Origin of the sequence: Escherichia sp. E1V33, from assembly GCF_004211955.1 — a bacterium.
In the GTDB taxonomy this organism is placed as follows: domain Bacteria; phylum Pseudomonadota; class Gammaproteobacteria; order Enterobacterales; family Enterobacteriaceae; genus Escherichia.
In genome coordinates this window covers 159,555-186,312 of sequence record NZ_RHJI01000001.1, presented here as the reverse complement: position 1 = coordinate 186,312, position 26,758 = coordinate 159,555, and the positions used below count along the sequence as shown (strand labels likewise).

Annotated in this window: 27 protein-coding genes; 6 read left to right on the top strand and 21 right to left on the bottom strand. The window is 52.0% G+C overall.

From position 1 onward, the window contains the following. Positions 1 to 18 precede the first annotated feature (18 nt). Entirely contained in the window at positions 19 to 1,392 is a 1,374-nt protein-coding gene (gene cysG / locus D9742_RS00820) for a siroheme synthase CysG (RefSeq protein ID WP_130235684.1), read from the top strand. A gap of 275 nt (positions 1,393 to 1,667) precedes the next feature. Beyond that, the gene (locus tag D9742_RS00815) at positions 1,668 to 1,835 is read left to right on the top strand and encodes a YhfL family protein (RefSeq protein WP_064527562.1); all 168 of its coding nucleotides are present in this window, start codon (positions 1,668 to 1,670) and stop codon (positions 1,833 to 1,835) included. Between the two features lie 106 nt (positions 1,836 to 1,941). Here the strand turns inward: D9742_RS00815 and D9742_RS00810 are convergent, their stop codons facing one another. From D9742_RS00810 to hofM, 20 genes are all read right to left on the bottom strand, one after another. Further along, a complete protein-coding gene (locus D9742_RS00810) occupies positions 1,942 to 3,027 on the bottom strand; it encodes an aminotransferase class I/II-fold pyridoxal phosphate-dependent enzyme (protein WP_130235683.1) in 1,086 nt (361 codons plus the stop codon). A gap of 11 nt (positions 3,028 to 3,038) precedes the next feature. Then, positions 3,039 to 4,343 carry a YhfT family protein gene (locus D9742_RS00805; protein WP_000366862.1) on the bottom strand — a complete coding sequence of 435 codons (1,305 nt, stop codon included), beginning with the start codon at positions 4,341 to 4,343 and terminating at the stop codon, positions 3,039 to 3,041. Between the two features lie 11 nt (positions 4,344 to 4,354). Next, positions 4,355 to 4,708 carry a DUF2620 domain-containing protein gene (locus D9742_RS00800; protein ID WP_000719728.1) on the bottom strand — a complete coding sequence of 118 codons (354 nt, stop codon included), beginning with the start codon at positions 4,706 to 4,708 and terminating at the stop codon, positions 4,355 to 4,357. 10 nt (positions 4,709 to 4,718) lie between these two features. Then, positions 4,719 to 5,597, bottom strand: coding sequence for a phosphotriesterase-related protein (locus D9742_RS00795; protein WP_130235682.1), 879 nt, complete (start codon positions 5,595 to 5,597; stop codon positions 4,719 to 4,721). Next, a complete protein-coding gene (locus D9742_RS00790) occupies positions 5,594 to 6,820 on the bottom strand; it encodes a phosphopentomutase (protein WP_130235681.1) in 1,227 nt (408 codons plus the stop codon). The genes D9742_RS00795 and D9742_RS00790 overlap by 4 nt, the downstream gene beginning before the upstream one ends. Continuing rightward, a complete protein-coding gene (locus D9742_RS00785; protein ID WP_130235680.1) occupies positions 6,820 to 7,983 on the bottom strand; it encodes a YhfX family PLP-dependent enzyme in 1,164 nt (387 codons plus the stop codon). The genes D9742_RS00790 and D9742_RS00785 overlap by 1 nt, the downstream gene beginning before the upstream one ends. 83 nt (positions 7,984 to 8,066) lie before the next feature. After that, the gene (locus D9742_RS00780; RefSeq protein ID WP_130235679.1) at positions 8,067 to 8,429 is read right to left on the bottom strand and encodes a PRD domain-containing protein; all 363 of its coding nucleotides are present in this window, start codon (positions 8,427 to 8,429) and stop codon (positions 8,067 to 8,069) included. 16 nt (positions 8,430 to 8,445) lie between these two features. Continuing rightward, positions 8,446 to 9,351: a GntR family transcriptional regulator YhfZ gene (gene yhfZ / locus D9742_RS00775; RefSeq protein ID WP_130235678.1), complete on the bottom strand. Its 906-nt coding sequence runs from the start codon at positions 9,349 to 9,351 to the stop codon at positions 8,446 to 8,448. 269 nt (positions 9,352 to 9,620) lie between these two features. Further along, on the bottom strand, positions 9,621 to 10,625 hold the full coding sequence (gene trpS / locus D9742_RS00770) for a tryptophan--tRNA ligase (RefSeq protein ID WP_000165543.1): 1,005 nt from the start codon (positions 10,623 to 10,625) through the stop codon (positions 9,621 to 9,623). Beyond that, the gene (gene gph / locus D9742_RS00765; RefSeq protein ID WP_130235677.1) at positions 10,618 to 11,376 is read right to left on the bottom strand and encodes a phosphoglycolate phosphatase; all 759 of its coding nucleotides are present in this window, start codon (positions 11,374 to 11,376) and stop codon (positions 10,618 to 10,620) included. Before gph ends, trpS begins: the two co-directional genes overlap by 8 nt. Then, the gene (rpe, locus tag D9742_RS00760) at positions 11,369 to 12,046 is read right to left on the bottom strand and encodes a ribulose-phosphate 3-epimerase (RefSeq protein WP_000816280.1); all 678 of its coding nucleotides are present in this window, start codon (positions 12,044 to 12,046) and stop codon (positions 11,369 to 11,371) included. The genes gph and rpe overlap by 8 nt, the downstream gene beginning before the upstream one ends. A gap of 17 nt (positions 12,047 to 12,063) precedes the next feature. Beyond that, entirely contained in the window at positions 12,064 to 12,900 is an 837-nt protein-coding gene (dam, locus tag D9742_RS00755) for an adenine-specific DNA-methyltransferase (protein ID WP_130235676.1), read from the bottom strand. Between the two features lie 106 nt (positions 12,901 to 13,006). Next, a complete protein-coding gene (gene damX, locus D9742_RS00750) occupies positions 13,007 to 14,305 on the bottom strand; it encodes a cell division protein DamX (protein WP_130235675.1) in 1,299 nt (432 codons plus the stop codon). A gap of 91 nt (positions 14,306 to 14,396) precedes the next feature. Then, positions 14,397 to 15,485 carry a 3-dehydroquinate synthase gene (gene aroB, locus D9742_RS00745; RefSeq protein WP_130235674.1) on the bottom strand — a complete coding sequence of 363 codons (1,089 nt, stop codon included), beginning with the start codon at positions 15,483 to 15,485 and terminating at the stop codon, positions 14,397 to 14,399. A gap of 56 nt (positions 15,486 to 15,541) precedes the next feature. Beyond that, positions 15,542 to 16,063 (bottom strand): shikimate kinase AroK, encoded by a 522-nt coding sequence (gene aroK / locus D9742_RS00740; protein WP_001507994.1) that lies wholly within the window; start codon positions 16,061 to 16,063, stop codon positions 15,542 to 15,544. A gap of 401 nt (positions 16,064 to 16,464) precedes the next feature. After that, positions 16,465 to 17,703 (bottom strand): DNA uptake porin HofQ, encoded by a 1,239-nt coding sequence (hofQ, locus tag D9742_RS00735; RefSeq protein ID WP_130235673.1) that lies wholly within the window; start codon positions 17,701 to 17,703, stop codon positions 16,465 to 16,467. After that, positions 17,615 to 18,019: a DUF2531 family protein gene (locus D9742_RS00730; RefSeq protein WP_130235672.1), complete on the bottom strand. Its 405-nt coding sequence runs from the start codon at positions 18,017 to 18,019 to the stop codon at positions 17,615 to 17,617. The genes hofQ and D9742_RS00730 overlap by 89 nt, the downstream gene beginning before the upstream one ends. After that, positions 18,009 to 18,449 (bottom strand): DNA utilization protein HofO, encoded by a 441-nt coding sequence (locus D9742_RS00725; protein ID WP_130235671.1) that lies wholly within the window; start codon positions 18,447 to 18,449, stop codon positions 18,009 to 18,011. Before D9742_RS00725 ends, D9742_RS00730 begins: the two co-directional genes overlap by 11 nt. Beyond that, a complete protein-coding gene (locus D9742_RS00720) occupies positions 18,433 to 18,972 on the bottom strand; it encodes a PilN domain-containing protein (RefSeq protein WP_130235670.1) in 540 nt (179 codons plus the stop codon). The genes D9742_RS00725 and D9742_RS00720 overlap by 17 nt, the downstream gene beginning before the upstream one ends. Beyond that, complete coding sequence (gene hofM / locus D9742_RS00715) at positions 18,972 to 19,751, bottom strand: DNA utilization protein HofM (protein WP_130235669.1); 780 nt, start codon at positions 19,749 to 19,751, stop codon at positions 18,972 to 18,974. The genes D9742_RS00720 and hofM overlap by 1 nt, the downstream gene beginning before the upstream one ends. A 119-nt stretch (positions 19,752 to 19,870) precedes the next feature. Here hofM and mrcA point away from each other — a divergent pair, with 119 nt between their 5' ends. Next, positions 19,871 to 22,423: a peptidoglycan glycosyltransferase/peptidoglycan DD-transpeptidase MrcA gene (gene mrcA, locus D9742_RS00710; RefSeq protein ID WP_130235668.1), complete on the top strand. Its 2,553-nt coding sequence runs from the start codon at positions 19,871 to 19,873 to the stop codon at positions 22,421 to 22,423. Between the two features lie 167 nt (positions 22,424 to 22,590). Here mrcA and nudE read toward each other — a convergent pair whose 3' ends face one another. Next, on the bottom strand, positions 22,591 to 23,151 hold the full coding sequence (gene nudE, locus D9742_RS00705) for an ADP compounds hydrolase NudE (RefSeq protein WP_126511443.1): 561 nt from the start codon (positions 23,149 to 23,151) through the stop codon (positions 22,591 to 22,593). Positions 23,152 to 23,472: 321 nt separating this feature from the next. On the opposite strand from nudE, the gene igaA reads away from it, so the two are divergent. The 3 genes from igaA (at position 23,473) to hslR (ending at position 26,753) form a co-directional block, all read left to right on the top strand. Beyond that, entirely contained in the window at positions 23,473 to 25,608 is a 2,136-nt protein-coding gene (gene igaA, locus D9742_RS00700) for an intracellular growth attenuator protein IgaA (protein WP_130235667.1), read from the top strand. A 64-nt stretch (positions 25,609 to 25,672) separates the two neighbouring features. Next, entirely contained in the window at positions 25,673 to 26,341 is a 669-nt protein-coding gene (gene yrfG / locus D9742_RS00695; protein ID WP_000547898.1) for a GMP/IMP nucleotidase, read from the top strand. Positions 26,342 to 26,351: 10 nt separating this feature from the next. Next, complete coding sequence (hslR, locus tag D9742_RS00690) at positions 26,352 to 26,753, top strand: ribosome-associated heat shock protein Hsp15 (protein WP_000660487.1); 402 nt, start codon at positions 26,352 to 26,354, stop codon at positions 26,751 to 26,753. The last annotated feature ends 5 nt before the right edge of the window (positions 26,754 to 26,758 follow it).

Below are 26,758 nucleotides of genomic sequence, written 5' to 3'. Positions count from 1 at the left end.
TTACTAAGGGGTTTTTACGTGGATCATTTGCCTATATTTTGCCAATTACGCGATCGCGACTGTCTGATTGTCGGCGGTGGTGATGTCGCGGAACGCAAAGCAAGGTTGCTGTTAGACGCAGGCGCTCGCTTAACGGTGAATGCATTAGCGTTTATTCCACAGTTCACCGCATGGGCAGATGCAGGCATGTTAACCCTCGTCGAAGGGCCATTTGATGAAAGCCTTCTCGACACCTGCTGGCTGGCGATTGCAGCGACGGATGATGACGCGCTTAACCAGCGCGTCAGCGAAGCCGCTGAAGCTCGTCGCATCTTCTGTAACGTGGTCGATGCGCCGAAAGCCGCCAGCTTCATTATGCCGTCGATTATTGACCGCTCACCGCTGATGGTGGCGGTTTCCTCTGGCGGTACTTCTCCGGTTCTGGCGCGCCTGTTGCGCGAAAAACTCGAATCACTGCTGCCGCTGCATCTGGGCCAGGTGGCGAAATATGCCGGGCAGTTGCGCGGTCGGGTCAAACAACAGTTCGCCACGATGGGTGAACGTCGCCGCTTCTGGGAAAAATTGTTCGTTAACGACCGTCTGGCGCAGTCGCTGGCGAACAACGATCAGAAAGCCATTACTGAAACCACCGAACAGTTAATCAACGAACCGCTCGATCATCGTGGTGAAGTAGTGCTGGTTGGCGCAGGTCCAGGCGATGCTGGTCTTCTGACGCTGAAAGGTCTGCAACAAATTCAGCAGGCTGATGTGGTGGTCTACGACCGTCTGGTTTCTGACGATATTATGAATCTGGTACGCCGCGATGCGGATCGTGTCTTCGTCGGTAAACGCGCGGGATATCACTGCGTACCGCAGGAAGAGATTAACCAGATCCTTCTTCGGGAAGCGCAAAAAGGCAAACGCGTGGTGCGTTTGAAAGGCGGCGATCCGTTTATTTTTGGCCGTGGTGGCGAAGAGCTGGAAACACTATGCAATGCAGGCATTCCGTTCTCGGTGGTTCCGGGTATAACCGCAGCTTCTGGTTGCTCTGCCTATTCGGGTATTCCACTTACGCATCGCGATTATGCTCAGAGCGTACGCTTAATTACCGGACACTTAAAAACCGGTGGAGAGCTGGACTGGGAAAATCTGGCGGCAGAAAAACAGACGCTGGTGTTCTATATGGGACTGAATCAGGCCGCGACCATTCAGCAAAAACTGATTGAACACGGAATGCCTGGTGAAATGCCGGTGGCAATTGTCGAAAACGGTACGGCAGTCACGCAGCGTGTGATTAACGGTACGCTCACGCAGTTGGGCGAACTGGCGCAGAAAATGAACAGCCCATCATTAATTATTATTGGTCGGGTCGTTGGCCTGCGCGATAAATTAAATTGGTTCTCTAACCATTAATTTAAAAAAATCAACTAAGGCCGGATATTTCTGGCCTTTTTTTATTTACAAACATACTTATATTAATGTTTATTTTCACCAGACATAAAACAAACTTTTAACTAATTTAGTTTAATAACGTCCTACAGTTACAGCGGCTTACAAATATAATCATAATATTCATAGTCCATTCACTGACGCATAATAGATATTCCTGTATCGTCTTTAGCGAGCTGTTTGCTTATATTCACATAATCAATGAATATTACTCGATATATTTTACATAGGGAATGAAAATGAACAAGTTTATTAAAGTAGCACTGGTTGGTGCGGTACTGGCAACATTAACTGCATGTACTGGTCATATTGAAAACCGTGAAAAGAACTGCTCTTACGACTACCTGCTGCACCCGGCAATTTCTATTTCTAAAATCATTGGCGGCTGCGGTCCTACTGCACAGTAAGTCATTGACAGAAATCGGTTAACGCCGGTTTAATTGCCTGACGCCCTCGGGATTACCCGAGGGCGTATTTGTTTCTGCACTCTTTTCGAAAATATCGTTCAAAAGATTAAACGCTGCTAATACTCTCACGCAAAATCCGCAGCACCGTCTCTTCACCGCTGCGATTCGGGTTAATGCGAATCGCACAATGTTCTAATTGCGGATTCGCCTGACGGAACGTTCCGGAAAGTCGATAGAAGAGCGGCGGAATCTCATATTTCGACTCCGCTCCCACCGGATAAGGCAACGCGCCGCGTTTCTGCGCTTCTTCCAGCACTCTGGCGGCAATCGGCTGATGAAACTCCACAATCAATACCTTCGACTGTGCATTAGCAATGACGGCGCTTTTAACTTCCGGCACCGCACCACCATTAAGCAAAGCTAACAACCGCTCAGATACCCCCGCCTGCACCGCGTGCATCACTGGCGCAAACACCAGACCACGCAATACTTCTAACGCCTGCACGCCCTGAATCTGGCTGCCGCCGGAATAGAGCGTGGCGCGAATCCGACTAATAGCATCGGCATCGCCTACCACCGCGCCAACACCCTCTGGCCCAAACAGCTTGAAGCAGGAAAATGTCGAGACATTTGCCCCACATTCGCAGCCAATTCGCGCCACTTTCATCACCGCATAGTTGTCATCGGTTAACGCTGGCACACCTGCCGCGCGCAACGTTGCCAGCACATCTGCCAGAATGTAGCTGTCCTGCGGCTGCTGGCGCGTATGCTGCACCAGCGCCGCATCCGGTTGTTGCTCTTCGACAACTTGCTTAAGTGCCGACAGGTCATTGAAATCAGCAGTGATAAGCGTCAGCCCCATCTGTTCAATAATGACCTGAGTCGTCGGGTAAACAGGCGCGTCATGCACCAGAAGACGCTGTCCCGGTTTGAGCAAAGCCGCCAGCGCCGTACGAATCGCTCCAGTACCCGCGCCCTGTACCAGCGCCGCCGCTTGCGCATGAAACGCGTCAGCCAGCACCTGCTCCACCCGTTGGGTAATACGCGGTTGATTCAGCCCTGGAGTTAACCCTAAATCACCGCCAGTAAGAAACTCGCTGCCGGGGAAATGGCGGCAAATCGAGTCCACCAGCGCAAACTGCTTATGCTGCGCTTCAGTAAGAGTCAGGCTCTGCAAAGGAAACGTCTTCATAGGTGCCTTCCTTAAGCCGGAACGAACAGACCAAGCCAGTAAAGAACATTCAGCAGGATGCCGGTGATCATTACTGCTACGACCGGTGCCGCCATTTTCTGTACCGGACGGCCCAGAGATTCGTTGAGGAAGTAAATGGCAACCGCGATAGAGAATCCGGTATAGCCTGCCATTTTGATTGCTGCGAAAATCGAACCGACCAGCAACGCCACTTCCATCAGCATATTCATGGCGTTACGGATGTTATCCGACGCATTACGTACCGATGGGTAACGCCCCAGCCATTTGCCGATCGAACGAAGCAATAGCACTTCTGCCGAAATAACCACTGCGCCTAATACTGCTGCAACCATCGGATTTGGCGAGAGATAGCCCACCGCATAAACAAAGGTAAAGCCCGCAACCGCATACACGCCAGTGGCTAACGCGGTGGTGGCAATCAACGGCACAAAACCCAGCCCGCGCATAAATTCCGCCAGTGCCGCCTGATTAATCAGCGTTTGTGATTGTTCCGGCGTTACGCCTGCGGAATATGCTTTCTCAAGGGTGAAGATCGACACTTCACTGCCAGCAAAAATCTTCATGCTGGCAACGGCGGCAATCAGTGCCCCAACAATAGCGATATACGGTAAGTTTTTGATAATCCGCGACGTGCGTTCTTCAAACACCGAAAGCCCGCTGGCATCGATGTCATTTTCATCACGATGACGCAGGTCGTGAGTTATCGCGATCCCCAGCAGCATCACCATGCCAATAAAGATTTCTATGGATTCAGGGTTAAGATGTGGGAAATAGCGCACTACCACCACACGGGTCATCAGCACAACCACGGCAGCGATCAGACTTTGCTTCCAGCCAAACTGGTAGAAAATCGCCACCAACGGGAACAGTGCAAAAGCTGAAACCACCGGCGAGCTTAATTCCCCCAGACTACCTAATACATCCACCGGCAGTGCGGTCAGCAGCTGGTTTACCGGCAACAGACAGGTGAGGATCAACACGCCCCAGATAGCGCCAAGACCAAACGCCATCAGGCTGTTTATCGCCAGTACGCCGAGGATATCGGTAGGAAGAAAGAGTAGCCATGCGTTGAGTAGCCCGGTTTTCAGGGTAAAGGAGATCCCCACCGAGGCCACAAAACCAATGCTCAGACCAAAAGCGATACTCCCCGCCTCGCGACGGTTCATATAGCCTTCAATCAGTTGCGGCAGGATCGGGCGGATACCGTCATGAAAAACGGCTGCCGAGCGATGCGCCAGAAGCGATGTCATACCCGTCAGGCACGCCACCACGATAATCTGAATATACAGATCCATAGTCGTGCCTTTTATTTCAGATGGTTAATCAGCATCGGAATCGCGTGTTCGACGTGCTCAACGGAAAGCCCAAACGCCACTTTCCCTTCGGCGATCATTTTGGCGATATGTTCGTCTTTCGCTTTGATACCCGGCTTGGCAATGGTGCAACTTTTGTTATAGCCAATCACCGCGATGGCAATCGACAATGCCGCGCCCGCACCGGTATTACACGCGCCGATGTAATAATCCAGTTGCCCGGATTTCACCTTCATTGCCGCTTCCATGTCGTTGTGAATGAAAACTTCAAAACAGCCTGGAGCCGTCGCTTCAATGGTTTTTTTGATCTGCTCACGCTGTAAGCCTGCAACGCCAATCTTTTTCATTAGTCTGTCCTTATTGGAAAAATTGAGAGGGATTTTCACGTAACATCACATCCACATCGGCCTGACTGAATCCTGACTGGCGCAATTGCGGAATAAAGGTGGTCAATAAATAGTCATAGCCATAACCACCGTTGGCTTTTAAATGAGAGCGGCGCGTAATATCCATCGACAGCATGACGCGGTTAAGCAACCCACGGTCGCGTAGCGCGTGGAGCATCGCAATGCGCTTTTCGTCCGGGTAGTAACTGTTCTTGCCGATGGTGTCGAACTGCACATACGCGCCGAGATCGATCATCTTCAAAATGTTGTCGAGGTTGTCTTTCAGATCGCAGTGGCCAACAGTGACGCGCGAAAGATCAACTCCGCGGGCTTGCAGTAGCGCCAGTTGTTCCAGCCCCATGGTGCTAAACGACGTATGCGTGGAGATTGGGCGCCCGGTCTGGTTATGCGCCAGCGCGGCGGCAATAAACACCTTCTCTTCCAGCGGCGTGATTTTGCCCTCGCTGGAACCAATCTCTGCAATGATCCCGGCTTTCAGGTCAGTGCCATCAATACCCTGTTCAATTTCATCGACCATCTCTTGTGCCAGTTCCTGCACACTGCGGGTCGCCACATGTTCAGGAAAAAAGGCATCCTGGTAATAGCCGGTACAGGCCACCACGTTGATCCCCGTTTCACGCATCACATCGAGCATAAATTGTGCATTTCGCCCCATGTAGCGGTTGGTCATCTCAATCACATTACGCACGCCCCGGGCCATCAGGTCGTTCATCTCCTGGCAAATGAACGCATACTGATCAAGGCGGCAGTCCACGTTGTTTTTAAAGCCGGAAAGATCAATATGCAGATGTTCATGGGCGAAGGTGTAGCCCGTCGGATCAAAACTCATAGGGTGTCTCCTGCAAACCGGAGGGAGGAAAGAAAAGAGCGACCATTTTGTGGCGGTGGCGCACGGAAAAATTCACACACGGTAGCCCCCACATCAGAAAGCGTGGTGCGAACACCTAGCTGAGTAGCAGCCAGGCCTTGCTGATAAACCAGCACCGGCACGACTTCGCGGGTATGGTGGCTGTGACCGATTGTCGGGTCGTTACCATGATCAGCCATGACGATCAGGCAGTCATCTGGCTGCATCGCCTCAACCAGGAGAGCAAGATTGCGGTCAACGACCTGCAAACGTTCGGCATAACGTGCGACGTCTTCTGCGTGACCAGCGAGGTCGGTTTCCTGAATGTTGGTGCAAATAAACGCTGTCTGATGGGTGATAAATTCGTCGAGGGTGATATCCATAATCTGCTGGCTATCCACCAGATTTTGCCAGCTCACGCCATAAGGATTGTTGACGATATCTGCCACCTTACCCACCAGCACGGTTGGCACGCCCGCTTCATACAGTTTTTGCGGCACCTGCACTTTTTCATCAACACCGTAGCCCATATGCACGACCTGGAAGCCGTTGTCATAAGCGCCAGAACGCGGCGCATTGATACCAATAAAGCACCCTTCTTTACTTTCTGCGGCATCGAGAATGCGTTGACTGTCGGTTAACAAGCCACCAAATGTAATGACCCGACCGACCTGTACCTGCTCACGCACGATACGACCAATTTTGATTGCGTCGTCAAAAGAGATCACAGAGAGATTGGCGGTGATGTTATAGACCTGGCCTAAATCCGCCTCGAGATTATCGCCAATCGCAACCGCCTGATTGACCCACAGAAATTGCAGATCATCGCCACGGCGCTCCACCTGCCAAGCGGCGGAAACTAATGCCTGCTCAACACGGTCAATCACATCGCGAAAAGGCATCCGCAGCGGCGGTAACGGGCGCGTGCCTAAAATTTCCTGATGCCCCATAAAGGTATCGCCACCTTCATGTTGCAGTTCTGCCACACCCCAGGTTGCGGAATCTGACGGTTGCATATCGCCTGGCGCATAACCCAATGCGTTGATTAGCCCCAGCTTCTCCAGCGTTGGTAGCTGCAAATGCGGCAACTGGCTCAGGATGTGACCACAGGTATTCGCCCCGGCATCCTGTGGACGCACCAGCGTGACATCTTTCATTGCGCCTACGCCAAAGCTATCAATCACTAACACCACAAATCGCGCCATTACGCCTCCAGAGAGTTTCCAAGACTGTCATAACGACCGACGATTTCCGGTTCGCCACGCTGAATACCCGATACCAACACCACATCACTGCGGGTAACAAAAATCTGTGTACGAAAACAGAACACTACGGCACTACTCACCGGAAACTCGCCTGCTAACGGCAGGTAGTAGTCGATACTGCTGTCATCCACAGTTTTGAGATTTGTTTCAGTAATCTTTTGATTTTCTTTAGTAAAAACCAGAGCGCGGTGGGCATGACCACGACGGTAATAACCGCCGCCGTAGCAGTAGCTGTCGCCACGGAAATGGTGGGAAATTTCACTTAACCAAAGCATCGCGATACGTTCAGGCTGATCGCCCTGCTGGTTTGCCGGAATAGTGCCCGTCAGCGCATGACCGGGTTCGGCATGAGTCACACCGTATTGCGCCAGCATCGGCAGCGAAGTGCAGCTGGTCGCTGAAGGGGCATTCAGTTGCTCAATCGCAATACCAGATTTCGCCAGTTGATCTCGTGTTTGTACCAGCGTGTGAAGATTCGGCGTGGGTAAAACTTTCCCGCTTGTTTCATCCCAAAGCAGGCAAGGGAAATGGGTAAGTCCCGCTAAATGTAATCCGGGTAGTTTTTGGATTTCAGCGACAATGTCATGCAGCGTGTTTTGGGTAAAACCGCTCTCCTGCCCCGGATAAAGAAAATCATTATCGCTATAAACTTTGAGCAGCACAGGCTGGACCCGTCCGGCCTTCACCGCTGCCGCAGAAACTTCCCGCGCTTTATCGAGGGTAAACACGGTGATGACGTCGGTTCCCTGTTCAACGGCGTCAGAAACCTGATGACAAGGGATTTGCACCAGATGCCCCTGATGCGCTACCGGCAAACCGGCGCGGCGCATGACCCGCGCCTCTTTGTAATCCACCGCCACAATACCGCTGTAGCCCAGCGCCAGAAGTTTTTCCGCCAGCCACGGATTACGGCCAAACTGCTTGGTCATCAGATACAGCTCAATGCCGTAAAGCCGCGCAGTCTCAATCAGCCGCTTACCGTTTTCCAGTACCTGATCCACGTCGATAACCCAGCTGTCCGGGGCGATCTTGCCCTGTTGCCACAGGCTTAGTGCGGCGGAAATCAGTGCTGGGTTCTGGCGTTTCAATGCTTCTACAAACATCTTGTTGCCTCGTTTCTATTCCTTGAATTAAACATTCATTTTTTTGAATATTTAAGTTATGTGACGTGGATTTGCCGTATGACTCAAACCTCTTCGTTAGCAGCCATCCATAATCCATAAAGGTTGGCCAGCAAATAGCCTTCTTCACACGGGTTAACTTCCAGTGCGAATTCCTTCAACAACACCTGATGCAATTGCACAATCGCGGGCCAGTGACTGGATTGCGCCAGTTCCGCCAGTAATTCGTCATCCAGCGGCTCAATTTCCTCACCACGACGACTGCGCATCAACGCACTCGCCATGTGTGTCATCGCCATCGTCCCTTGCTCGCTACGCACCGGCAGATGACATTCAGTTTCCATTACCTTGACGACCTGCATCATGCCTTTGCAGATGTCCTTATCAATGACTCCTGCCTCGCAAAGCAGGTTGAGTCTGTTTTCCATTTAAGACACCTTTCGCTTAATAACTGGGTTCAAGTTCCCCACTGACTACTCGCTGTTGATGAGCAAGCAGGGCATGTTTATCAACAACCGCACGTAGCAATTGTTGCATCGGGTAATCATCGGCTCGCGTCAGTACCACAGCTTCAGTGGCCTGTAAAAATCGTGGATCGTTCGTCAGCGGCGTCGCCTCTAATCCCAGCATGGCCAGTTCGCTTTCTGCCACCACGTTCCAGATAACCGCATCGACATCGCCTTTAACAATGCGTTGTAAACTCTCGTGATATGAGAGGTCGACGCGCTCCACATCGCTATTGCCAAAAAAGACATCGGTCATGATTTTCTGATCCGCCGAGCGGTTATCCAGCCCCACGCGCTTCACGTTTGCGGACTCGCCTTTACGGCAAATCAACTGGTGCTCGCCAACGTAGGTGTGCGGTCCAAGTTCCAGCGCCAGGCATAAACCTTTTTGCGTGAGATAACTTTCTGCCGCCAGGCGGGATACTACCGCCATGTCATACACGCCGTTAAGTAAACACTCCACGCGAATATCCGCGCCGCGCATATGCGCATAGTAAAAAGGAATGCCATCAAACTGGGCTTTCAATCCGCTCGCCAACCCTTCGTACAAACGGGTGTAGGGCAAGGGCATCGCACATACCACGTTGTTGATATCCACATGAGTCAGCAGGGCTTTATTATCCATCTCAACCAGATAGCTGCCATTGCGCCCGCGGCGTTCAATTCTTATCGCGCCGCTTGATTCCAGCGTTTTCAGCGCGGCTTGTGTCAGACCAACCGATGAATGGCATTCTGTTGCCAGTTCATCTATGGTTTTCAATCGATTACCGCACTTTTCACCTAACAGATAACGAGCCAGAGTCGTGATGACGACGCCTTCTTTTTTGATAAACGTTCGACGCATAATATATTTTCAATAAAATGAATGTTTATATCTTCATTAAAATGAAGATAAGTGGCAACGACGAGATGTGGAAACGGCGAGGCGCTTCACATTTTTTCGGGTTGTGGCGAAAAGAGGATAAAAAAACCGGGTTTCCCCGGTTTCAGAGTGATGACAAATTGATTTATTCGTCAATGCGAGCAGAGGGTAATTCGCACTGGCGCTTGCCTGCTCCCCCCACCCTAACTCTCTCCCCAAAGGGGCGAGGGGACCGTCCGAGCGTTTTGATATTACGGCTTCGCCACAAAACCAATCGCTTCGTACACCGCTTTTAGCGTACGGGAAGCGTGCGCGCTGGCTTTTTCCGCGCCGTCTTTCATCACCTGTTGCAGGAAGGCTTCATCGTTGCGGAAACGGTGATAACGTTCCTGCAATTCAGTCAGCATACCGGAAACGGCATCAGCCACTTCGCCTTTCAGGTGACCATACATCTTGCCTTCAAACTGTTTTTCCAGTTCCGGGATGCTCTGGCCCGTTACCGCGGAAAGAATATCCAGCAGGTTGGAAACGCCCGCTTTGTTCTGCACATCGTAGCGAACTACCGGTGGCTCGTCGGAGTCAGTGACCGCACGTTTGATTTTCTTCACTACCGATTTCGGGTCTTCCAGCAGGCCGATAACGTTATTGCGGTTATCGTCAGACTTGGACATCTTCTTGGTCGGCTCCAGCAGCGACATCACGCGCGCGCCAGATTTTGGAATAAACGGCTCCGGCACCTTAAAGATATCGCCGTACAGTGCGTTGAAACGCTGTGCGATATCGCGGCTCAGTTCCAGATGCTGTTTCTGATCTTCACCCACCGGCACCAGATTGGTTTGATACAGCAGGATGTCCGCCGCCATCAGCACCGGATAGTCGAACAGCCCGGCGTTGATGTTTTCGGCATAACGTGCAGATTTATCTTTGAACTGGGTCATGCGGCTCAGTTCACCGAAGTAGGTATAGCAGTTCAGTGCCCAGCCTAACTGCGCATGTTCCGGCACGTGGGACTGAACAAAAATGGTGCTTTTCTCAGGATCGATACCGCAAGCCAGATACAGGGCCAGCGTATCCAGCGTCGCTTTACGCAGCTTCTGTGCATCCTGGCGCACGGTGATCGCGTGTTGGTCAACGATACAGTAAATGCAATGGTAGTCATCCTGCATGTTTACCCACTGACGCAGCGCACCCATGTAGTTACCAATGGTCAATTCACCTGAGGGCTGTGCGCCACTAAAAACGATGGGCTTAGTCATTTTTCGATTCCTGATTTTCGCTATGCGGAAGCCCTAGTGCGGGCAGAAGGTCATTAATAGACTGATAAATTACATCAGGCTGGCTAAGATCGATAGCCTCGCCGTAGTTATATCCATAGGTTAAACCAACAGAAGGGCAACCAGCTGCTTTTGCTGCCTGAATATCATTGCGTGAGTCGCCAACAAACAGCATCTGTTGTGGGGCAATGCCCATCCGATCTGCCACCAGTAACAGCGGGTCCGGATGCGGTTTTTTGTTTTGCACATCATCACCACCAATCACCACGCTGAAGTATTTGGCGATATCTAAGGCTTCGAGCAGCGGCGCGACGAACGGCGTCGGTTTGTTGGTGACAAGGCCTAGCGGCAAGCCTTTAGCCTGCAACGCGCCCAGCGTATCGGCAACGTACGGGAACAAAAACGTCCCCTCTTCGGCAACCTCGCCATAGTAGCGATCGAACAGTTTACGCAGAATACGTACCTGTTCTTCTGGCGGAATGTCGTCATCAACGGGCGGTTTACCCATTGTTTTACGCAGAGTCGCACGTTCCTGACGCGCCCAGGTCAATGCGCGCTCCATCAGAACATCTGCGCCGTTACCAATCCAGGTAATAACGCGTTCTTCACCTGCAACGGGTAACTCCAGCGCATACAGCGCCATATCTACCGCAGCAGCAAGACCTGGAGCACTGTCCACCAGCGTACCGTCAAGATCAAAAGCGACGCCGCGAATATCTTCAAACTTACTCATGACTTACCTTTGCCAGTTCACTGCGCATTTCATCAATGACTTTTTTGTAGTCTGGCTGGTCGAAGATTGCCGAACCGGCGACGAACATATCCGCGCCCGCCGCAGCGATTTCGCCAATGTTGTTCACCTTCACGCCGCCATCCACTTCCAGTCGAATGTCGAAGCCAGACTCGTCGATACGACGACGTACTTCACGCAGTTTATCCAGTGTTTGAGGAATGAAAGACTGACCGCCGAAACCAGGATTGACGGACATCAGCAGGATCACATCCAGCTTATCCATCACGTAATCCAGATAGCTCAGCGGTGTCGCCGGGTTAAATACCAGACCCGCTTTACAGCCATTTTCTTTAATCAGTTGCAGCGTGCGATCAACATGCTCGGAAGCTTCTGGATGAAAGGTAATGATGCTGGCACCAGCGGCAGCGAAATCCGGCACAATACGATCGACCGGTTTCACCATCAGATGCACGTCGATAGGGGCGGTAATACCGTAGTTACGCAAGGATTTCAGCACCATTGGCCCAATTGTCAGGTTAGGAACATAGTGGTTATCCATGACGTCAAAATGCACGACATCAGCGCCAGCTGCCAGGGCCTTTGCGGTATCTTCACCCAGGCGGGCAAAATCAGCCGACAGAATTGAGGGGGCAATCAAATACTGTTTCATCCGCTTCTCCTTGAGAATCATTTTTTCGCGGGTGAAACGACTCCTGGTTTGTACAAAGCCAGCAGTTCGTCCACCTTTTTACGTGTGCCGCCGTTGCTGCTTATACTGCGTCGAACTTTGACGACATGCAATTTTGCGCGCTGATACCACTCACGCGTTAACATCGTATCGTGATTGGAGATCAGCACTGGAATATGGCGATCAACCAGACCTTCGGCGATTTCCGCCAGATGCGCTTGTTGTTCAAGCGTAAAACTGTTTGTGTGATACGCCGTAAAGTTGGCAGTCGCAGAAAGCGGCGCATAAGGCGGATCACAATAGACGACGGATGCATCATCTGCGCGCGCCATGCTATCGGCGTAAGACTCACAATAGAAAAAGGCATTCTGCGCTTTTTCAGCGAAGTGATACAACTCTGCTTCCGGGAAATAGGGTTTTTTGTAGCGACCAAACGGCACGTTAAACTCACCGCGCAGGTTGTAACGACACAGGCCGTTGTAGCCGTAGCGATTCAAATATAAAAACAATACTGCCCGGCGGAATGGGTCCTGGCTTTTGTTGAACTCTTCGCGGAACTGGTAGTAGACCTCGGCGCAATTCGTTTCTGGAACAAACAGCTCGCGAGCAGCCTGCACGTACTCTTCGGTACGCGTCTTTACAATGTTGTAGAGACTAATCAGATCGCTGTTGATATCAGCAAGGATATAACGAGAAAAGTCGGTGTTAAGAAACACCGACCCGGCACCAACAAAAGGCTCAACCAGACATTCGCCCTTAGGTAAATGCCGTTTAATATCATCAAGCAGGGGATATTTGCCCCCTGCCCACTTCAAAAAAGCGCGATTTTTCTTCATGCTGACTAACTAATTACACCTTCTCCGGCTGTGGAGAAAGCTCCGACAGCATCCAGCGCTTCAGGCAGTTCCCGCAACGGTTATCCATTGCGGGAAATAGCCTTGATTACTTCAGATCGGCCTGTACCTGACGCAGCGGTTTCGCCCACGGGTTTTTGGCCTGGACATCGGCTGGCAATGTAGATACCGCTTTTTTCGCTTCTTCTTTCGAAGCGTACACGCCAGAAACCAGGACATACCACGGCTGACCATTACGCGTCGTTTCATAGACAACGTAGTTTTTCAGATTCTCTTTCTTCGCCCAACCGTTCAGGTTGTCGTAGTTAGAAGAACTGCTCAACTGCAGAGTGTAATGGCTTGACGGTGCCGATTTCAACGAACCAACATTACCCGCGCTCTTCGCCCCAGCAGCTGGTGTTGCTGTGGTTTGTGCCGGCGATGCCGTCTGTGTCGGCTCCGTGCTGGCAGTCGCACTTGGCGCTGGCGTTGCCGCTGGCGTAGAAGTCGCAGCCGGTGCCTTCGAGCTCGCCACTGGCGCTGCTGGTTCGGTACGCTTCGGTTGCTGTGCTACCGGCTTCGGTTCAGTTTTCACAGTTGCTTGCGGTTTTTTCGGTTCAATCACTGCCTGCTGACGAACCGGACGCGTGGTGGTCGGACGTTCAGCGGTTTGCGTTTTTGCCGTATCGCGCGATGCATTGCCATTGCGTATTGGAGCAACCGTTGCTGGTTCGGTCGGCAATGTCGAGCTTACCGCCACATTGTTCAGCTGTTGCTGATTTTGCGGCTGGGTCAGCGCATTGTTCAGATCACCCTGCACTTCAACACGCTGTTGACCATCCGTTGCCGTCGGGGTTTGCCCCTGGGTCGGCGTAGAAGAGATTGGCGGCAGAGAAACATCCTGCTGAGTATTTTCCGCAGACGTGGTTCCCGGTGCTGGCTGCACGCCATTCGCCTGATCGGTCGCATTGCCAGCAAGATCAATACTCTTCTCGCCAGACGCAGTTTGATCGCTGGAAGAGGTCGAGGGGGCTTTTAACGCAGAACCGATACCGATGATCAGCAGCAACAGAACCAGAATACCGACGCCCATCATCATATACTGACGAGAAGCGGGTTTACTGGCTGCTTTTTTGCGCTTACGCGGACGACGCTCTACGCGCTCCTCATCCACGGTTTCATCTTCGGATTCGTCATATTCTTGTTCGATTTCCGGTTCCTCATCGCGCTCTTTTTGCGCGCGGGTCGGACGACGATCATCCGTATCATCAAGTTCAATATCATCAAAATTGATCTGCGGTTCGCCACGTTCAGTACGTTCAGAACGCTCAGAAGATTGACGAGAACGACCAGTACGACGATCGCTGGGATCGGGTTTCAGCTCGTCTTCTGGTTTGAATTCATCCATTTAACACCCCACTAAAAGGTTAATGCTTACCACGTTGCAATTAACCTGAAGCTAATAAACCGCTGGATAAGCGGCCTGACCTTTCTTGTTGTTACGCTAACTGACAATCAGCAATGGCGTTAAGAACGATATCGTGCGAAACACCGCCGCGAACTTCGCTCTTACCAATTGCCAGCGGAAGAATTAAGCGCATTTCTCCCGCAAGGACTTTCTTGTCACGCAGCATATGCGGTAAATATGCCTGCGCGGACATTTCGCGCGGCCCATTGACCGGTAACCCAGCCCGCGTGAGCAGGGTAATAATACGCTGCGTTTCAGCAGAACTGAACTGCCCGAGACGTTCCGATGTGCGCGCCGCCATCACCATACCCACAGCAACCGCTTCACCGTGTAGCCAATTACCATAGCCCATTTCAGCTTCAATAGCATGACCAAAGGTATGTCCAAGATTGAGTAAAGCACGTAAGCCAGCTTCACGCTCGTCGGCGGCGACAACTTCTGCTTTCAGCTCACAGCAGCGACGAATACAGTACGCCATTGCAGGGCCATCCAGACGAAGCAGCGCGTCGAGATTCTCTTCCAGCCAGTGGAAAAACTCGCCGTCAAGAATAATGCCGTATTTGATGACTTCCGCTAGCCCCGAAGCTAACTCACGCTGAGGAAGCGTTTTCAGACAATCGAGATCTACCACCACCGATGCAGGTTGGTAAAACGCGCCAATCATGTTTTTACCGAGGGGATGGTTTACCGCGGTTTTGCCGCCAACGGAGGAGTCAACCTGCGACAATAACGTCGTTGGGACTTGAATGAAGCGAACGCCGCGCTGATAGCTCGCCGCCGCGAAACCGGTAAGATCGCCCACTACGCCGCCGCCAAGTGCAACCAGCGTAGTATCGCGGCCATGCGGCTTTTGCAACAACGCTGTAAAGACGGTGTCGAGTACTGCCAGGCTTTTATACTGCTCGCCGTCAGGGAGGATAACGCTATCGACGTTAACACCCGCCTGTTCAAGTACGCCGCGGACCTTATCGAGATACAGAGGAGCCAGGGTTTCGTTGGTGACCAACATCACCTGCTCGCCCGATTTCAGCGGTAAGAATGAAGCTGGTTCGTTAAACAAACCAGATGCGATGGTAATTGGGTAACTACGTTCCCCGAGAGTGACGACTATCCTCTCCATAACGCGACATCCACCTTAATTACTGTACCCGCAGACGAGTGTATTTAAAGCCAGAATTAGTTGCTTTCCAGCATGTTAATAATCTGGTTTGCGACCACTTTAGCGCTTTGATCATCAGTACGAATGGTCACGTCGGCAATCTCTTCATACAGCGGATTGCGTTCATTGGCCAACGCTTCCAGAACTTCACGCGGCGGTGTTTCAACGTGCAGCAACGGGCGTTTTTTATCACGCTGCGTGCGTGCAAGTTGCTTTTCGATGGTCGTTTCAAGATAAACGACAACGCCACGAGCGGAAAGACGGTTACGCGTTTCGCGGGATTTCACAGAGCCGCCGCCAGTAGCCAGCACAATACCCTGCTTCTCGGTCAATTCATTGATGACCTTTTCTTCGCGATCGCGGAAGCCTTCTTCGCCTTCTAAATCGAAAACCCAGCCCACATCAGCTCCGGTTCGTTTCTCAATCTCTTGATCGGAATCGTAAAATTCCATATTGAGTTGTTGAGCTAACTGGCGCCCAATAGTGCTTTTTCCGGCACCCATAGGCCCAACCAGAAAGATATTGCGTTTCTCTGCCATTTTTTCGGTACTACTAAGACTATTCGTTAATGATAAACCCGCTTCGCTCAGAGAGCGCAGCAGGACATGAACTGAAACCTCATAAGATATTGCGAGAGTCAGACTGAAAATTATCTCAATACTCCAGCAGGTTTGGCAACTGAATAAATCGCCCATCCCTCTGCATATCTGGTCGCTGCAAGCATGCTGCCTTGCTATCACCGCTTTGGCGATAAATCACCGGGTAAGATTAGCGTAAAAAAGACAGCAAAATGCCGCCTGAATGATAAATCATCATCATGAAACGCAGGCAGCGAAGAGCACCAACTCTCAAATCGGTACTCCTTGTATGCTAAATACCTGCGCACGTCAAATAGATGAAACGTGTTCAGCATAAAAACATCGCCAGTTTTACGGCTGTTTTACTCACTGGAAACCAGCCGTGGCGTGATAAATACCACTAACTCACGTCGTTCATCTTCTTTTCCGTCATGACGAAATAATTGCCCGAACCAAGGAATGTCGCCCAGCAGCGGTACACTATCCTGACCTGATTTATTCTTACGGGTAAAAATGCCGCCCAGCGCCAGCGTTTCTCCGCTTTTGACCTCGACCTGCGTTTCGATCTCCTGCTTATCAATCGCCAGCACTTCGCCATCGGCCTGCTGTAGTACCTGCCCCGGCACATTCTGGCTAATATGTAATTTCAACCGAATGCGGCCTTTTTGAAGCACGGTGGGCGTGACCTCCATTCCCAGCACCGCCTCTTTAAACTCCACCGATGTTGCACCACTTTCACCACTGGAAACCTGATACGGAATTTCGCTCCCCTGTTTAATGCTGGCAGGCTGGAGATGCGAAGCCAGTAAACGTGGGCTGGCGATAATATCCAGTTGCTGTTTCTGTTCAAGTGCGGAAAGCTCCAGATCCAGCAAACGTCCGTTGATCCGCCCAATGTTAAAACCGATATGTGTCGTCGCCGTCGCTACGGAGAGATCGCTACCGAGCGTAGTCACTTGCCCAACGCTGCCAGCTTGTTGCGCATCGGCCAGCGTCCATTTCACGCCTAACTCGCGCAGACTTTTTTCATTAATGGTGACAATGTGCGCCGACAGTTCAACCTGCCCGACCGGAAGGTCCATTTGCGCTACCCACTGTTCCAGCGCGTTTAACGCCGCTTTGTTATCACGTAGCAAAAGGCGATTGGTGCGTTTATCAACGGTCATACTCCCTTTGGCACTCAGTAGTTTCTCCCCTGCTTTCGCCAGTTCTCCCGCGTCGGCGTATTGCAGGGTTATACTGCGGTTTTCCAGCGGCAGATTTGCCTGCGCCCGTACCTTCTCTGCCTCCTGACGGGCGATATTTTCATTTTGCCAGGCAACGGAATGCACTGAAAGAATGTTGCCTTCCTGACGCGTTATCAGCCCAGCGCTTTTCACTACGGTTTGTAGCGCCTGCTTCCAGGGAACGTCCGTTAAATGTAGCGATACCGTACCGCTGACGTCTGGCGACACCACCAGGTTTAGCTTCTCCTGTTCGGCCAGTGCCTGCAACACCTGAGCAACCGGAACGTCATCCACCATCAGCGTGACTTTTTGCGGCTTTGCCGCCTGCACGATGGGCATCATTATCAACAGTAATACGGCTATCCATTGCTTCATTTGTATCTCCTTGCCGTTGCCACAACCACTGTGGCGGTTCGCAGTTTGTCCCGGTTCCCAGCGTTAGTGTGTCTGGCGTCAGCTGTAAGATCGTCCAGCCGTTTTCCAGCACATCGTTTTGCTGCACCCGTCGCCATTTCTTTTGCCCATCTTTTATTACGCCAATAACGCGCTCGCCTCTTCCTACCATCCCCTGATAGCGCCACTGGGTAAGTTCGCTAATCCGGCATAGATCTTCCGGCGGTTTAAACGGGTCGCGCATACCGGTTAAAAGGCACAATGCAATACCTGCCAACAACCAGCGTTTAACCCTCATGCGGCGTCTCCAGTTGTAATGTGAACAAGAGTTCATCACCTTCCACGCTTAACGAAAAACGACTTACGCTGACGTTGCGCTCTGCCAGTCGTGTAAATGCCGACGGCACCGCTTCCCAGAGAGTTTTCAACGCTAACTCACCTCCCAGGGCGGACGGATGCCAGTAAACCAGTTGCGCGCCAGGCAACTGAAAATCCAGCGGCGAAAAGGGCAACGTCTTTTCTTCGCTGATGGTGGGCGCGTCTACCAGGCGATGCAGTGCCGCCCACTGCTGATGATTACTTGCCCGCAGTCGAGTTAATGCGTCGCTCTCTTTCTGATGGGTCAATGAAAGAACGATGATTGTGCATAACATAAGCAACCAGACTGCCCAGCCAAACTGGCGGATACGAGGAGATGTGGCAAACCACCAGTCAAAGAGCGAGTTCATCGCTAACCTTCCTTGTTAACTGATACTCAAATTGCCAGCGCCCTTGTGCATCCTGCTGCGTGGCCCCTCGCTGGTTGAGCTGAAAATAGACATCCTCACGGAGTGACTTCTCCAACACATTTAGTGCTGTGATGTTCGACGTAAACCCTTTGACTTCCAGCGTTCCCTGCTGCCAGCTCAGCGTAGTCAGCCAGGCTTTTTCTGGTAAAAGCGTCGCCAGCGTTTCCAGCGCGGGTTGCCAGTCGCGGGTAAATTGTCGCTGACGCTGGCGTCGCAAATGCTGTTCGTGTAACTGTTGGCGCTCCAGCAAACGTGGCTTAGTGACCTGTAAGCTACGGGCGAGTTGTTGTTCTGCCTCGAGCAAAATGGCGTCTACGCGTGCTTCGGCGTTATATGCCAGACGCTGCATTAGCGTTATCCCAACGGTCAGCAGCAGAGGGGCAACAAACATCTGCAACCAGAAGCGAAGAAAGGCTACACGGCGTTGCTGTCGCCAGGGCAAAAAATTGATTGGTGGATTCATTAGCGACTCCCCCCAAGCGCCAGCCCCAGCGCAATAGCGAAGTCTCCACCTGGTGGCGGTAGCGGCGGCTGACGAACAGAAACCGCCTCCCAGGGGTCAAATCCGCCTTCGCCACATACCGCGATACTTTCGGGATCCACGGATAACATCGCGGCAAGGTCGTTTGTGCTTGTCATCCCCACCGCCAGCTTGCGCCCCCAGCTATAGCGCGTCGCCCACAACCACTGTTCGTGATCACACCAGGTCAGACATTGTTTGTGAGGGGGTAAAAAAGGCAGAAACCGCTGTAAAGCGCAGGCATCCGGGGTAATCGCGCTAACGTGAACACGCAATCTTTCTGCCAGGGTAAGCAGCGTTGCCAGTTCTTTGCTTTGCGCGGCGGTCACGTTATAGGCGGGGCTTAGTGAATCTTCGCTATAATCGAAGCGCAGGGAGTCCGGTTCCATATCCAGCTCGCGTGCCATTGTTCCGGCCAGCCATGCCGTTTGCTCTCGCTCACCGAGAGACATCGCCGGGCGTGGAAATGCCCTCTGTAACGTTCGACCGGCAGGAAATGCCAGCATAATGTGATGTCGATGCGGCAGTTCACGACTCCACGGTAGCAACGTTTTTGCCAGCCGCTCTGCATCGAGAATGCGCCCATCTTTGATAATGTCTGTCGCCAGCGGCAAACGCCACCAACGTTGCAAAAAGCATTCTTTTGCACCACGCACGATAGCAACCGCCACCGCTTCTTGCTGTTGTAAATGCAACCCAATTTGCCAGTTCTTAAATGCCATTGTGATGATCTCCTTATCACCCGTCACTCTGACGGGTATATCAATGCGTCTGGCTTGCCTTTATACTACCGCGCGTTTGTTTATAAACTGCCCAAATGAAACTAAATGGGAAATTTCCAGTGAAGTTCGTAAAGTATTTTTTGATCCTTGCAGTCTGTTGCATTCTGCTGGGAGCAGGCTCGATTTATGGCCTATACCGCTACATCGAGCCACAACTGCCGGATGTGGCGACATTAAAAGATGTTCGCCTGCAAATTCCGATGCAGATTTACAGCGCCGATGGCGAGCTAATTGCGCAATATGGTGAAAAGCGTCGTATTCCGGTTACGTTGGATCAAATCCCGCCGGAAATGGTGAAAGCCTTTATCGCGACGGAGGACAGCCGCTTTTATGAGCATCACGGCGTTGACCCGGTGGGGATCTTCCGTGCGGCAAGTGTGGCGTTGTTCTCTGGTCACGCGTCACAAGGGGCGAGCACCATTACTCAGCAACTGGCGAGAAACTTCTTCCTGAGTCCGGAACGCACGATGATGCGTAAGATTAAGGAAGTGTTCCTCGCGATTCGTATTGAACAGTTGCTGACTAAAGACGAGATCCTCGAGCTTTATCTGAACAAGATTTACCTCGGTTACCGCGCCTATGGTGTCGGTGCTGCGGCACAAGTCTATTTCGGTAAAACGGTCGACCAACTGACGCTAAACGAAATGGCGGTGATTGCCGGGCTGCCAAAAGCCCCATCCACTTTCAACCCGCTCTACTCAATGGATCGCGCCGTCGCACGGCGTAACGTTGTGCTGTCGCGTATGTTGAGCGAAGGGTATATCACCCAGCAGCAATATGATCAGACGCGTAGTGAGCCGATTAACGCCAACTATCACGCGCCGGAAATTGCGTTCTCGGCACCGTATCTCACCGAAATGGTGCGTCAGGAGATGTATAACCGTTACGGCGAAAGCGCTTATGAAGACGGTTATCGCATTTACACTACCATTACCCGCAAAGTTCAGCAGGCCGCCCAGCAGGCAGTGCGTAACAACGTGCTGGACTACGACATGCGCCACGGCTATCGCGGCCCGGCTAATGTGCTGTGGAAGGTGGGTGAGACGGCGTGGGACACCAAAAAAATAACCAATACGCTAAAAGCGTTGCCGACATACGGTCCGCTGCTGCCTGCCGCAGTTACCAGCGCCAATCCGCAGGAAGCAACAGCGATGCTGGCTGACGGAACGTCCGTAGCGTTGCGTATGGAAGGTGTTCGCTGGGCGCGTCCTTACCGTTCAGACACTCAGCAGGGACCGACGCCGCGTAAAGTGACTGATGTGGTGCAAACGGGTCAGCAAATCTGGGTTCGTCAGGTTGGCGATGCCTGGTGGCTGGCGCAGGTGCCAGAGGTGAACTCTGCGCTGGTGTCGATCAATCCGCAAAACGGTGCCGTTATGGCGCTGGTTGGTGGCTTTGACTTCAACCAGAGCAAGTTTAACCGTGCTACTCAGGCGCTGCGTCAGGTGGGTTCGAATATCAAACCGTTCCTCTACACCGCAGCGATGGATAAAGGTCTGACGCTGGCAAGTATGCTGAACGATGTGCCGATTTCCCGTTGGGACGCCGGTGCTGGTTCTGACTGGCAGCCGAAAAACTCACCGCCGCAATATGCCGGTCCAATCCGTTTACGTCAGGGACTGGGTCAGTCGAAGAACGTGGTGATGGTGCGTGCAATGCGGGCTATGGGCGTCGACTACGCTGCAGAGTATCTGCAACGCTTCGGCTTCCCGGCGCAAAACATTGTTCATACCGAATCACTGGCGCTGGGTTCCGCGTCCTTCACGCCGCTGCAGGTGGCACGCGGCTACGCGGTAATGGCGAACGGTGGCTTCCTGGTGGATCCGTGGTTTATCAGCAAAATTGAAAACGACCAGGGCGGCGTGATTTTCGAAGCGAAACCGAAAGTAGCTTGCCCGGAATGCGATATTCCGGTGATTTACGGCGATACGCAAAAATCGAACGTGCTGGAAAATAACGACGTTGAAGACGTGGCTATCTCACGCGAGCAGCAAAATGTTTCGGTGCCAATGCCGCAACTGGAGCAAGCTAATCAGGCATTAGTTGCGAAGACTGGCGCGCAGGAGTATGCACCGCACGTTATCAGCACTCCGCTGGCATTTCTGATTAAGAGCGCACTGAACACCAATATCTTTGGTGAACCAGGCTGGCAGGGTACTGGCTGGCGCGCAGGTCGTGATTTGCAACGTCATGATATCGGTGGGAAAACCGGGACAACCAATAGCTCGAAAGATGCATGGTTCTCGGGTTACGGTCCAGGCGTAGTAACCTCGGTATGGATTGGCTTTGACGATCACCGTCGTAATCTCGGTCATACCACGGCTTCCGGGGCGATTAAAGATCAGATCTCTGGTTATGAAGGTGGTGCTAAAAGCGCGCAGCCTGCATGGGACGCTTATATGAAAGCCGTTCTGGAAGGTGTGCCGGAACAACCGCTGACGCCGCCGCCAGGTATTGTGACGGTGAATATCGATCGCAGCACTGGGCAACTGGCCAGCGGCGGCAACAGCCGCGAAGAGTACTTCATTGAAGGTACACAGCCTACACAGCAGGCGGTGCGCGAGGTGGGAACGACCATTATCGATAATGGTGAGGCGCAGGAATTGTTCTGATTAAAAAGGCGCTTCGGCGCCTTTTCAGTTCGCTGGCAAAGTGCACGTTGTTCATGCCGGATGCGGCGTGAACGCCTTATCCGGCATGCAATATATTGAAAAATAAATACATTGAAGAAAATGCGTAGGCCTGATAAGGCATAGCGCATCAGGCAAGCTCTACGTATTTACAACCGCCCCTGCCCCTTCAACCACTCACGTACCAGGAACAGTGCGCTGACATTGCGTGCTTCATTGAAGTCAGGATCTTCGAGCAAATCCATCATATGCGCCAGCGGCCAGCGAACTTGCGGCAGAGGTTCTGGCTCATCGCCTTCCAGCGATTCCGGGTAAAGATCCTGCGCCACCACAATATTCATTTTGCTGGAGAAGTAAGACGGGGCCATACTGAGTTTCTTCAAAAAAGTCAGATCGTTCGCACCAAATCCAACTTCTTCTTTAAGCTCGCGGTTCGCAGCTTCATAAACGCTTTCACCGGGATCAATCAGTCCTTTCGAAAAACCTAACTCGTAGGATTCAGTTCCCACCGCGTACTCACGAATCAGGATCAGATGGTCGTCCACAATAGGCACAATCATCACCGCTTCCCTGTTGGTTGGACGCATTCGTTCATAAACACGCCGCACGCCATTGCTGAACTCCAGATCCACGCTTTCGACGGTAAACAGTCGGGAACGGGCTACAGTTTCAACATTCAGAATGGTGGGTTTTTGTAATGATTTTCTCATTGTGGAATCTTTGCAGTGAAATCAGTATTTATTGTGCGATATCGGAGACCGTTTCGGCAATGTGAATTGCATGTTATTTACATTTATGCAACCTGATAAATAATCGTTCTCAAATCAAATTAAAAGTCAATAGGTTGAAATAACTCCAGGAATTTGCTGATATTCCGCCCTCAGAGGGTTTGCTATGATCAGCGGTTACTGGGATGCGCTTAATGATGCTCAAGTTCAACTCCACGCTTGCCGATAGCCAACCGCAGAATCCTATATTGTGTCCAGGGTGCGAATAATCACGCCTGACAAATTAAGTAAGATGGGGAAAGCATGAGCACCATTGTGATTTTTTTAGCTGCTTTGCTGGCCTGCTCACTACTTGCGGGATGGCTGATAAAAGCACGCACCAGGCGGCGACAATTGCCCTGGGCTAACGCCTTCGCTGATGCGCAAACGCGCAAACTCACTCCAGAAGAACGTAGCGCTGTTGAAAATTATCTCGAGAGCCTGACGCAGATTTTGCAGGTTCCCGGTCCGACGGGTGCCAGCACGGCGCCTGTCTCTCTGACGCTGAACGCCGAAAGCAATAACGTGATGATGTTGACGCACGCTATCACACGTTATGGCATCTCTACCGACGATCCCAATAAATGGCGCTACTATCTTGACTCGGTAGAAGTCCACCTGCCGCCTTTCTGGGAGCAGTACATCAACGACGAAAACACCGTTGAACTGATTTATACCGACTCGCTCCCATTAGTCATTTCACTCAACGGCCATACGCTGCAAGAGTATATGCAGGAGACTCGCGGTTACGCGTTACAACCTATTCCATCAACGCAGGCGTCGATTCGCGGTGAAGAGAGCGAACAAATTGAGTTGCTCAACATTCGCCAGGAAACGCACGAAGAGTATGCACTTAGCCGCCCACGAGGATTGCGGGAAGCGCTGCTAATTGTCGCCTCATTCCTGATGTTCTATTTCTGCCTGGTGACCCCAGATGTATTTGTCCCATGGTTGGTTGGCGGCGCGCTACTGCTGCTGGGTGCGGGTCTGTGGGGATTATATGCGCCACCTGCAAAATCTTCCCTACGGGAGATCCACTGCCTGCGCGGGACACCGCGTCGCTGGGGGCTATTTGGCGAAAACTCTCAGGAACAGATCAACAATATTTCGCTTGGTATTATCGACCTGGTCTATCCCGCACACTGGCAGCCATACATTGCTCAGGATCTCGGTCAACAAACCGATATCGATATCTACCTCGACCGCCACGTCGTGCGCCAGGGGCGCTATCTTTCGCTGCATGACGAAGTAAAAAACTTCCCGTTGCAGCACTGGCTACGCAGCACAGTTATCGCTGCCGGTTCGCTGTTAGTCTTGTTTATGCTGCTGTTCTGGATCCCACTGGATATGCCGTTGAAATTCACGCTCTCGTGGATGAAAGGCGCGCAGACTATTGAGGCCACCAGTGTCAAACAACTTGCGGACGCTGGCGTACGCGTGGGCGATACCTTACGTCTAAGCGGTACAGGCATGTGTAATATCCGCACTTCCGGCACCTGGAGCGCGAAAACCAATTCACCGTTTTTGCCGTTTGACTGCTCACAGATTATCTGGAATGACGCCCGTTCATTGCCATTACCGGAATCGGAACTGGTTAACAAAGCTACGGCGTTGACCGAAGCAGTAAACCGTCAACTGCACCCTAAACCGGAAGATGAATCACGTGTCAGTGCCTCATTACGTTCTGCGATTCAGAAATCCGGCATGGTTTTGCTTGATGACTTTGGCAACATCGTACTGAAGACCGCAGATCTCTGTGCTGCCAAAGATGATTGTGTGCGCTTAAAAAACGCACTGGTGAATCTCGGCAACAGTAAGGACTGGGACGCACTGGTGAAACGCGCCAACGCAGGAAAACTTGATGGTGTAAATGTATTACTTCGCCCGGTGAGCGCAGAATCGCTGGATAATCTGGTGGCGACTTCCACCGCACCGTTTATCACTCATGAAACGGCGCGAGCGGCGCAATCACTGAATAGCCCAGCGCCTGGCGGCTTCCTGATTGTCAGCGACGAAGGCAGCGATTTTGTCGATCAACCGTGGCCAGCAGCCTCGCTTTATGACTACCCGGCGCAAGAACAATGGAACGCTTTCCAGAAGCTGGCGCAAATGTTGATGCATACACCGTTTAACGCCGAAGGGATCGTCACCAATACCTTCACCGATGCCAACGGCACGCAGCATATCGGCTTGCACCCTATTCCAGACCGTTCTGGCCTGTGGCGCTATCTCGGCACCACATTACTGCTACTGACGATGTTCGGCTGTGCCATCTATAATGGCGTGCAGGCCTGGCGTCGTTACCAACGTCATCGCACCCGCATGATGGAGATTCAGGAATATTACGAAAGCTGCCTGAATCCGACGCTGCTCACGTCTTCAGAAAGCCTCATCGAATAACACGTTTGCGCGGCAGGTTATGCTACCCTGTCGCGCAAGTTGCTTCACTCTGGAGATTTCCCTCATGCATATCAACATTGCCTGGCAGGACGTAGATACCGTTCTGCTGGATATGGACGGCACGTTGCTCGACCTCGCCTTCGATAACTATTTCTGGCAAAAGCTAGTGCCTGAAACCTGGGGCGCGCAAAACGGTGTTACGCCACAGGAAGCAATGGAATATATGCGCCAGCAATATCACGACGTGCAGCATACGCTAAACTGGTACTGTCTTGATTACTGGAGCGAGCAACTGGGTCTGGATATCTGTGCGATGACCACCGAGATGGGGCCGCGTGCCGTGTTGCGCGAAGATACTATTCCGTTTCTCGAAGCCCTGAAAGCCAGCGGCAAGCGGCGAATTTTGCTCACTAACGCCCATCCACATAACCTGGCCGTTAAACTTGAGCATACGGGTCTGGACGCGCACCTTGATTTATTACTTTCCACCCACACATTTGGTTATCCGAAAGAGGATCAGCGGTTATGGCATGCGGTGGCCGAAGCTACGGGTCTGAAAGCTGAAAGAACGCTGTTTATTGATGACAGCGAAGCCATTCTCGATGCTGCCGCGCAATTTGGTATTCGTTACTGTCTCGGCGTCACCAACCCTGACTCTGGAATAGCCGAAAAACAGTATGAACGCCATCCGTCACTGAATGACTACCGCCGCCTGATCCCCTCGCTAATGTGAAGGAGACGCCATGAAAGAAAAACCGGCTGTTGAGGTTCGACTGGATAAATGGCTATGGGCCGCCCGTTTTTATAAAACCCGCGCGCTGGCCCGCGAAATGATTGAAGGCGGTAAGGTGCATTACAACGGGCAGCGCAGCAAGCCGAGCAAAATCGTCGAGCTGAATGCCACGCTCACACTGCGCCAGGGAAATGACGAACGAACGGTAATTGTAAAGGCGATTACTGAACAGCGTCGCCCCGCCAGCGAGGCGGTCTTGCTGTATGAAGAGACTGCGGAAAGTGTAGAGAAACGCGAAAAAATGGCGCTGGCACGTAAACTGAATGCCTTAACCATGCCGCACCCGGACCGGCGCCCGGACAAAAAAGAGCGCCGTGACCTGTTACGATTTAAACACGGCGACAGTGAATAACTGTC

Bases quoted from the DNA above. Each gene is read 5' to 3' on its own strand.
- igaA (WP_130235667.1), top strand. From the start codon at position 23,473: ATGAGCACCATTGTGATTTTTTTAGCTGCTTTGCTGGCCTGCTCACTA.
- D9742_RS00795 (WP_130235682.1), bottom strand. From the start codon at position 5,597: ATGAGTTTTGATCCGACGGGCTACACCTTCGCCCATGAACATCTGCAT.
- D9742_RS00790 (WP_130235681.1), bottom strand. From the start codon at position 6,820: ATGGCGCGATTTGTGGTGTTAGTGATTGATAGCTTTGGCGTAGGCGCA.
- hofQ (WP_130235673.1), bottom strand. From the start codon at position 17,703: ATGAAGCAATGGATAGCCGTATTACTGTTGATAATGATGCCCATCGTG.
- D9742_RS00725 (WP_130235671.1), bottom strand. From the start codon at position 18,449: ATGAACTCGCTCTTTGACTGGTGGTTTGCCACATCTCCTCGTATCCGC.
- D9742_RS00720 (WP_130235670.1), bottom strand. From the start codon at position 18,972: ATGAATCCACCAATCAATTTTTTGCCCTGGCGACAGCAACGCCGTGTA.
- hofM (WP_130235669.1), bottom strand. From the start codon at position 19,751: ATGGCATTTAAGAACTGGCAAATTGGGTTGCATTTACAACAGCAAGAA.
- D9742_RS00815 (WP_064527562.1), top strand. From the start codon at position 1,668: ATGAACAAGTTTATTAAAGTAGCACTGGTTGGTGCGGTACTGGCAACA.
- D9742_RS00780 (WP_130235679.1), bottom strand. From the start codon at position 8,429: ATGGAAAACAGACTCAACCTGCTTTGCGAGGCAGGAGTCATTGATAAG.
- rpe (WP_000816280.1), bottom strand. From the start codon at position 12,046: ATGAAACAGTATTTGATTGCCCCCTCAATTCTGTCGGCTGATTTTGCC.
- aroK (WP_001507994.1), bottom strand. From the start codon at position 16,063: ATGGCAGAGAAACGCAATATCTTTCTGGTTGGGCCTATGGGTGCCGGA.
- aroB (WP_130235674.1), bottom strand. From the start codon at position 15,485: ATGGAGAGGATAGTCGTCACTCTCGGGGAACGTAGTTACCCAATTACC.
- D9742_RS00810 (WP_130235683.1), bottom strand. From the start codon at position 3,027: ATGAAGACGTTTCCTTTGCAGAGCCTGACTCTTACTGAAGCGCAGCAT.
- D9742_RS00800 (WP_000719728.1), bottom strand. From the start codon at position 4,708: ATGAAAAAGATTGGCGTTGCAGGCTTACAGCGTGAGCAGATCAAAAAA.
- D9742_RS00785 (WP_130235680.1), bottom strand. From the start codon at position 7,983: ATGTTTGTAGAAGCATTGAAACGCCAGAACCCAGCACTGATTTCCGCC.
- damX (WP_130235675.1), bottom strand. From the start codon at position 14,305: ATGGATGAATTCAAACCAGAAGACGAGCTGAAACCCGATCCCAGCGAT.
- yhfZ (WP_130235678.1), bottom strand. From the start codon at position 9,351: ATGCGTCGAACGTTTATCAAAAAAGAAGGCGTCGTCATCACGACTCTG.
- D9742_RS00730 (WP_130235672.1), bottom strand. From the start codon at position 18,019: ATGAGGGTTAAACGCTGGTTGTTGGCAGGTATTGCATTGTGCCTTTTA.
- trpS (WP_000165543.1), bottom strand. From the start codon at position 10,625: ATGACTAAGCCCATCGTTTTTAGTGGCGCACAGCCCTCAGGTGAATTG.
- dam (WP_130235676.1), bottom strand. From the start codon at position 12,900: ATGAAGAAAAATCGCGCTTTTTTGAAGTGGGCAGGGGGCAAATATCCC.
- yrfG (WP_000547898.1), top strand. From the start codon at position 25,673: ATGCATATCAACATTGCCTGGCAGGACGTAGATACCGTTCTGCTGGAT.
- nudE (WP_126511443.1), bottom strand. From the start codon at position 23,151: ATGAGAAAATCATTACAAAAACCCACCATTCTGAATGTTGAAACTGTA.
- D9742_RS00805 (WP_000366862.1), bottom strand. From the start codon at position 4,343: ATGGATCTGTATATTCAGATTATCGTGGTGGCGTGCCTGACGGGTATG.
- gph (WP_130235677.1), bottom strand. From the start codon at position 11,376: ATGAGTAAGTTTGAAGATATTCGCGGCGTCGCTTTTGATCTTGACGGT.
- hslR (WP_000660487.1), top strand. From the start codon at position 26,352: ATGAAAGAAAAACCGGCTGTTGAGGTTCGACTGGATAAATGGCTATGG.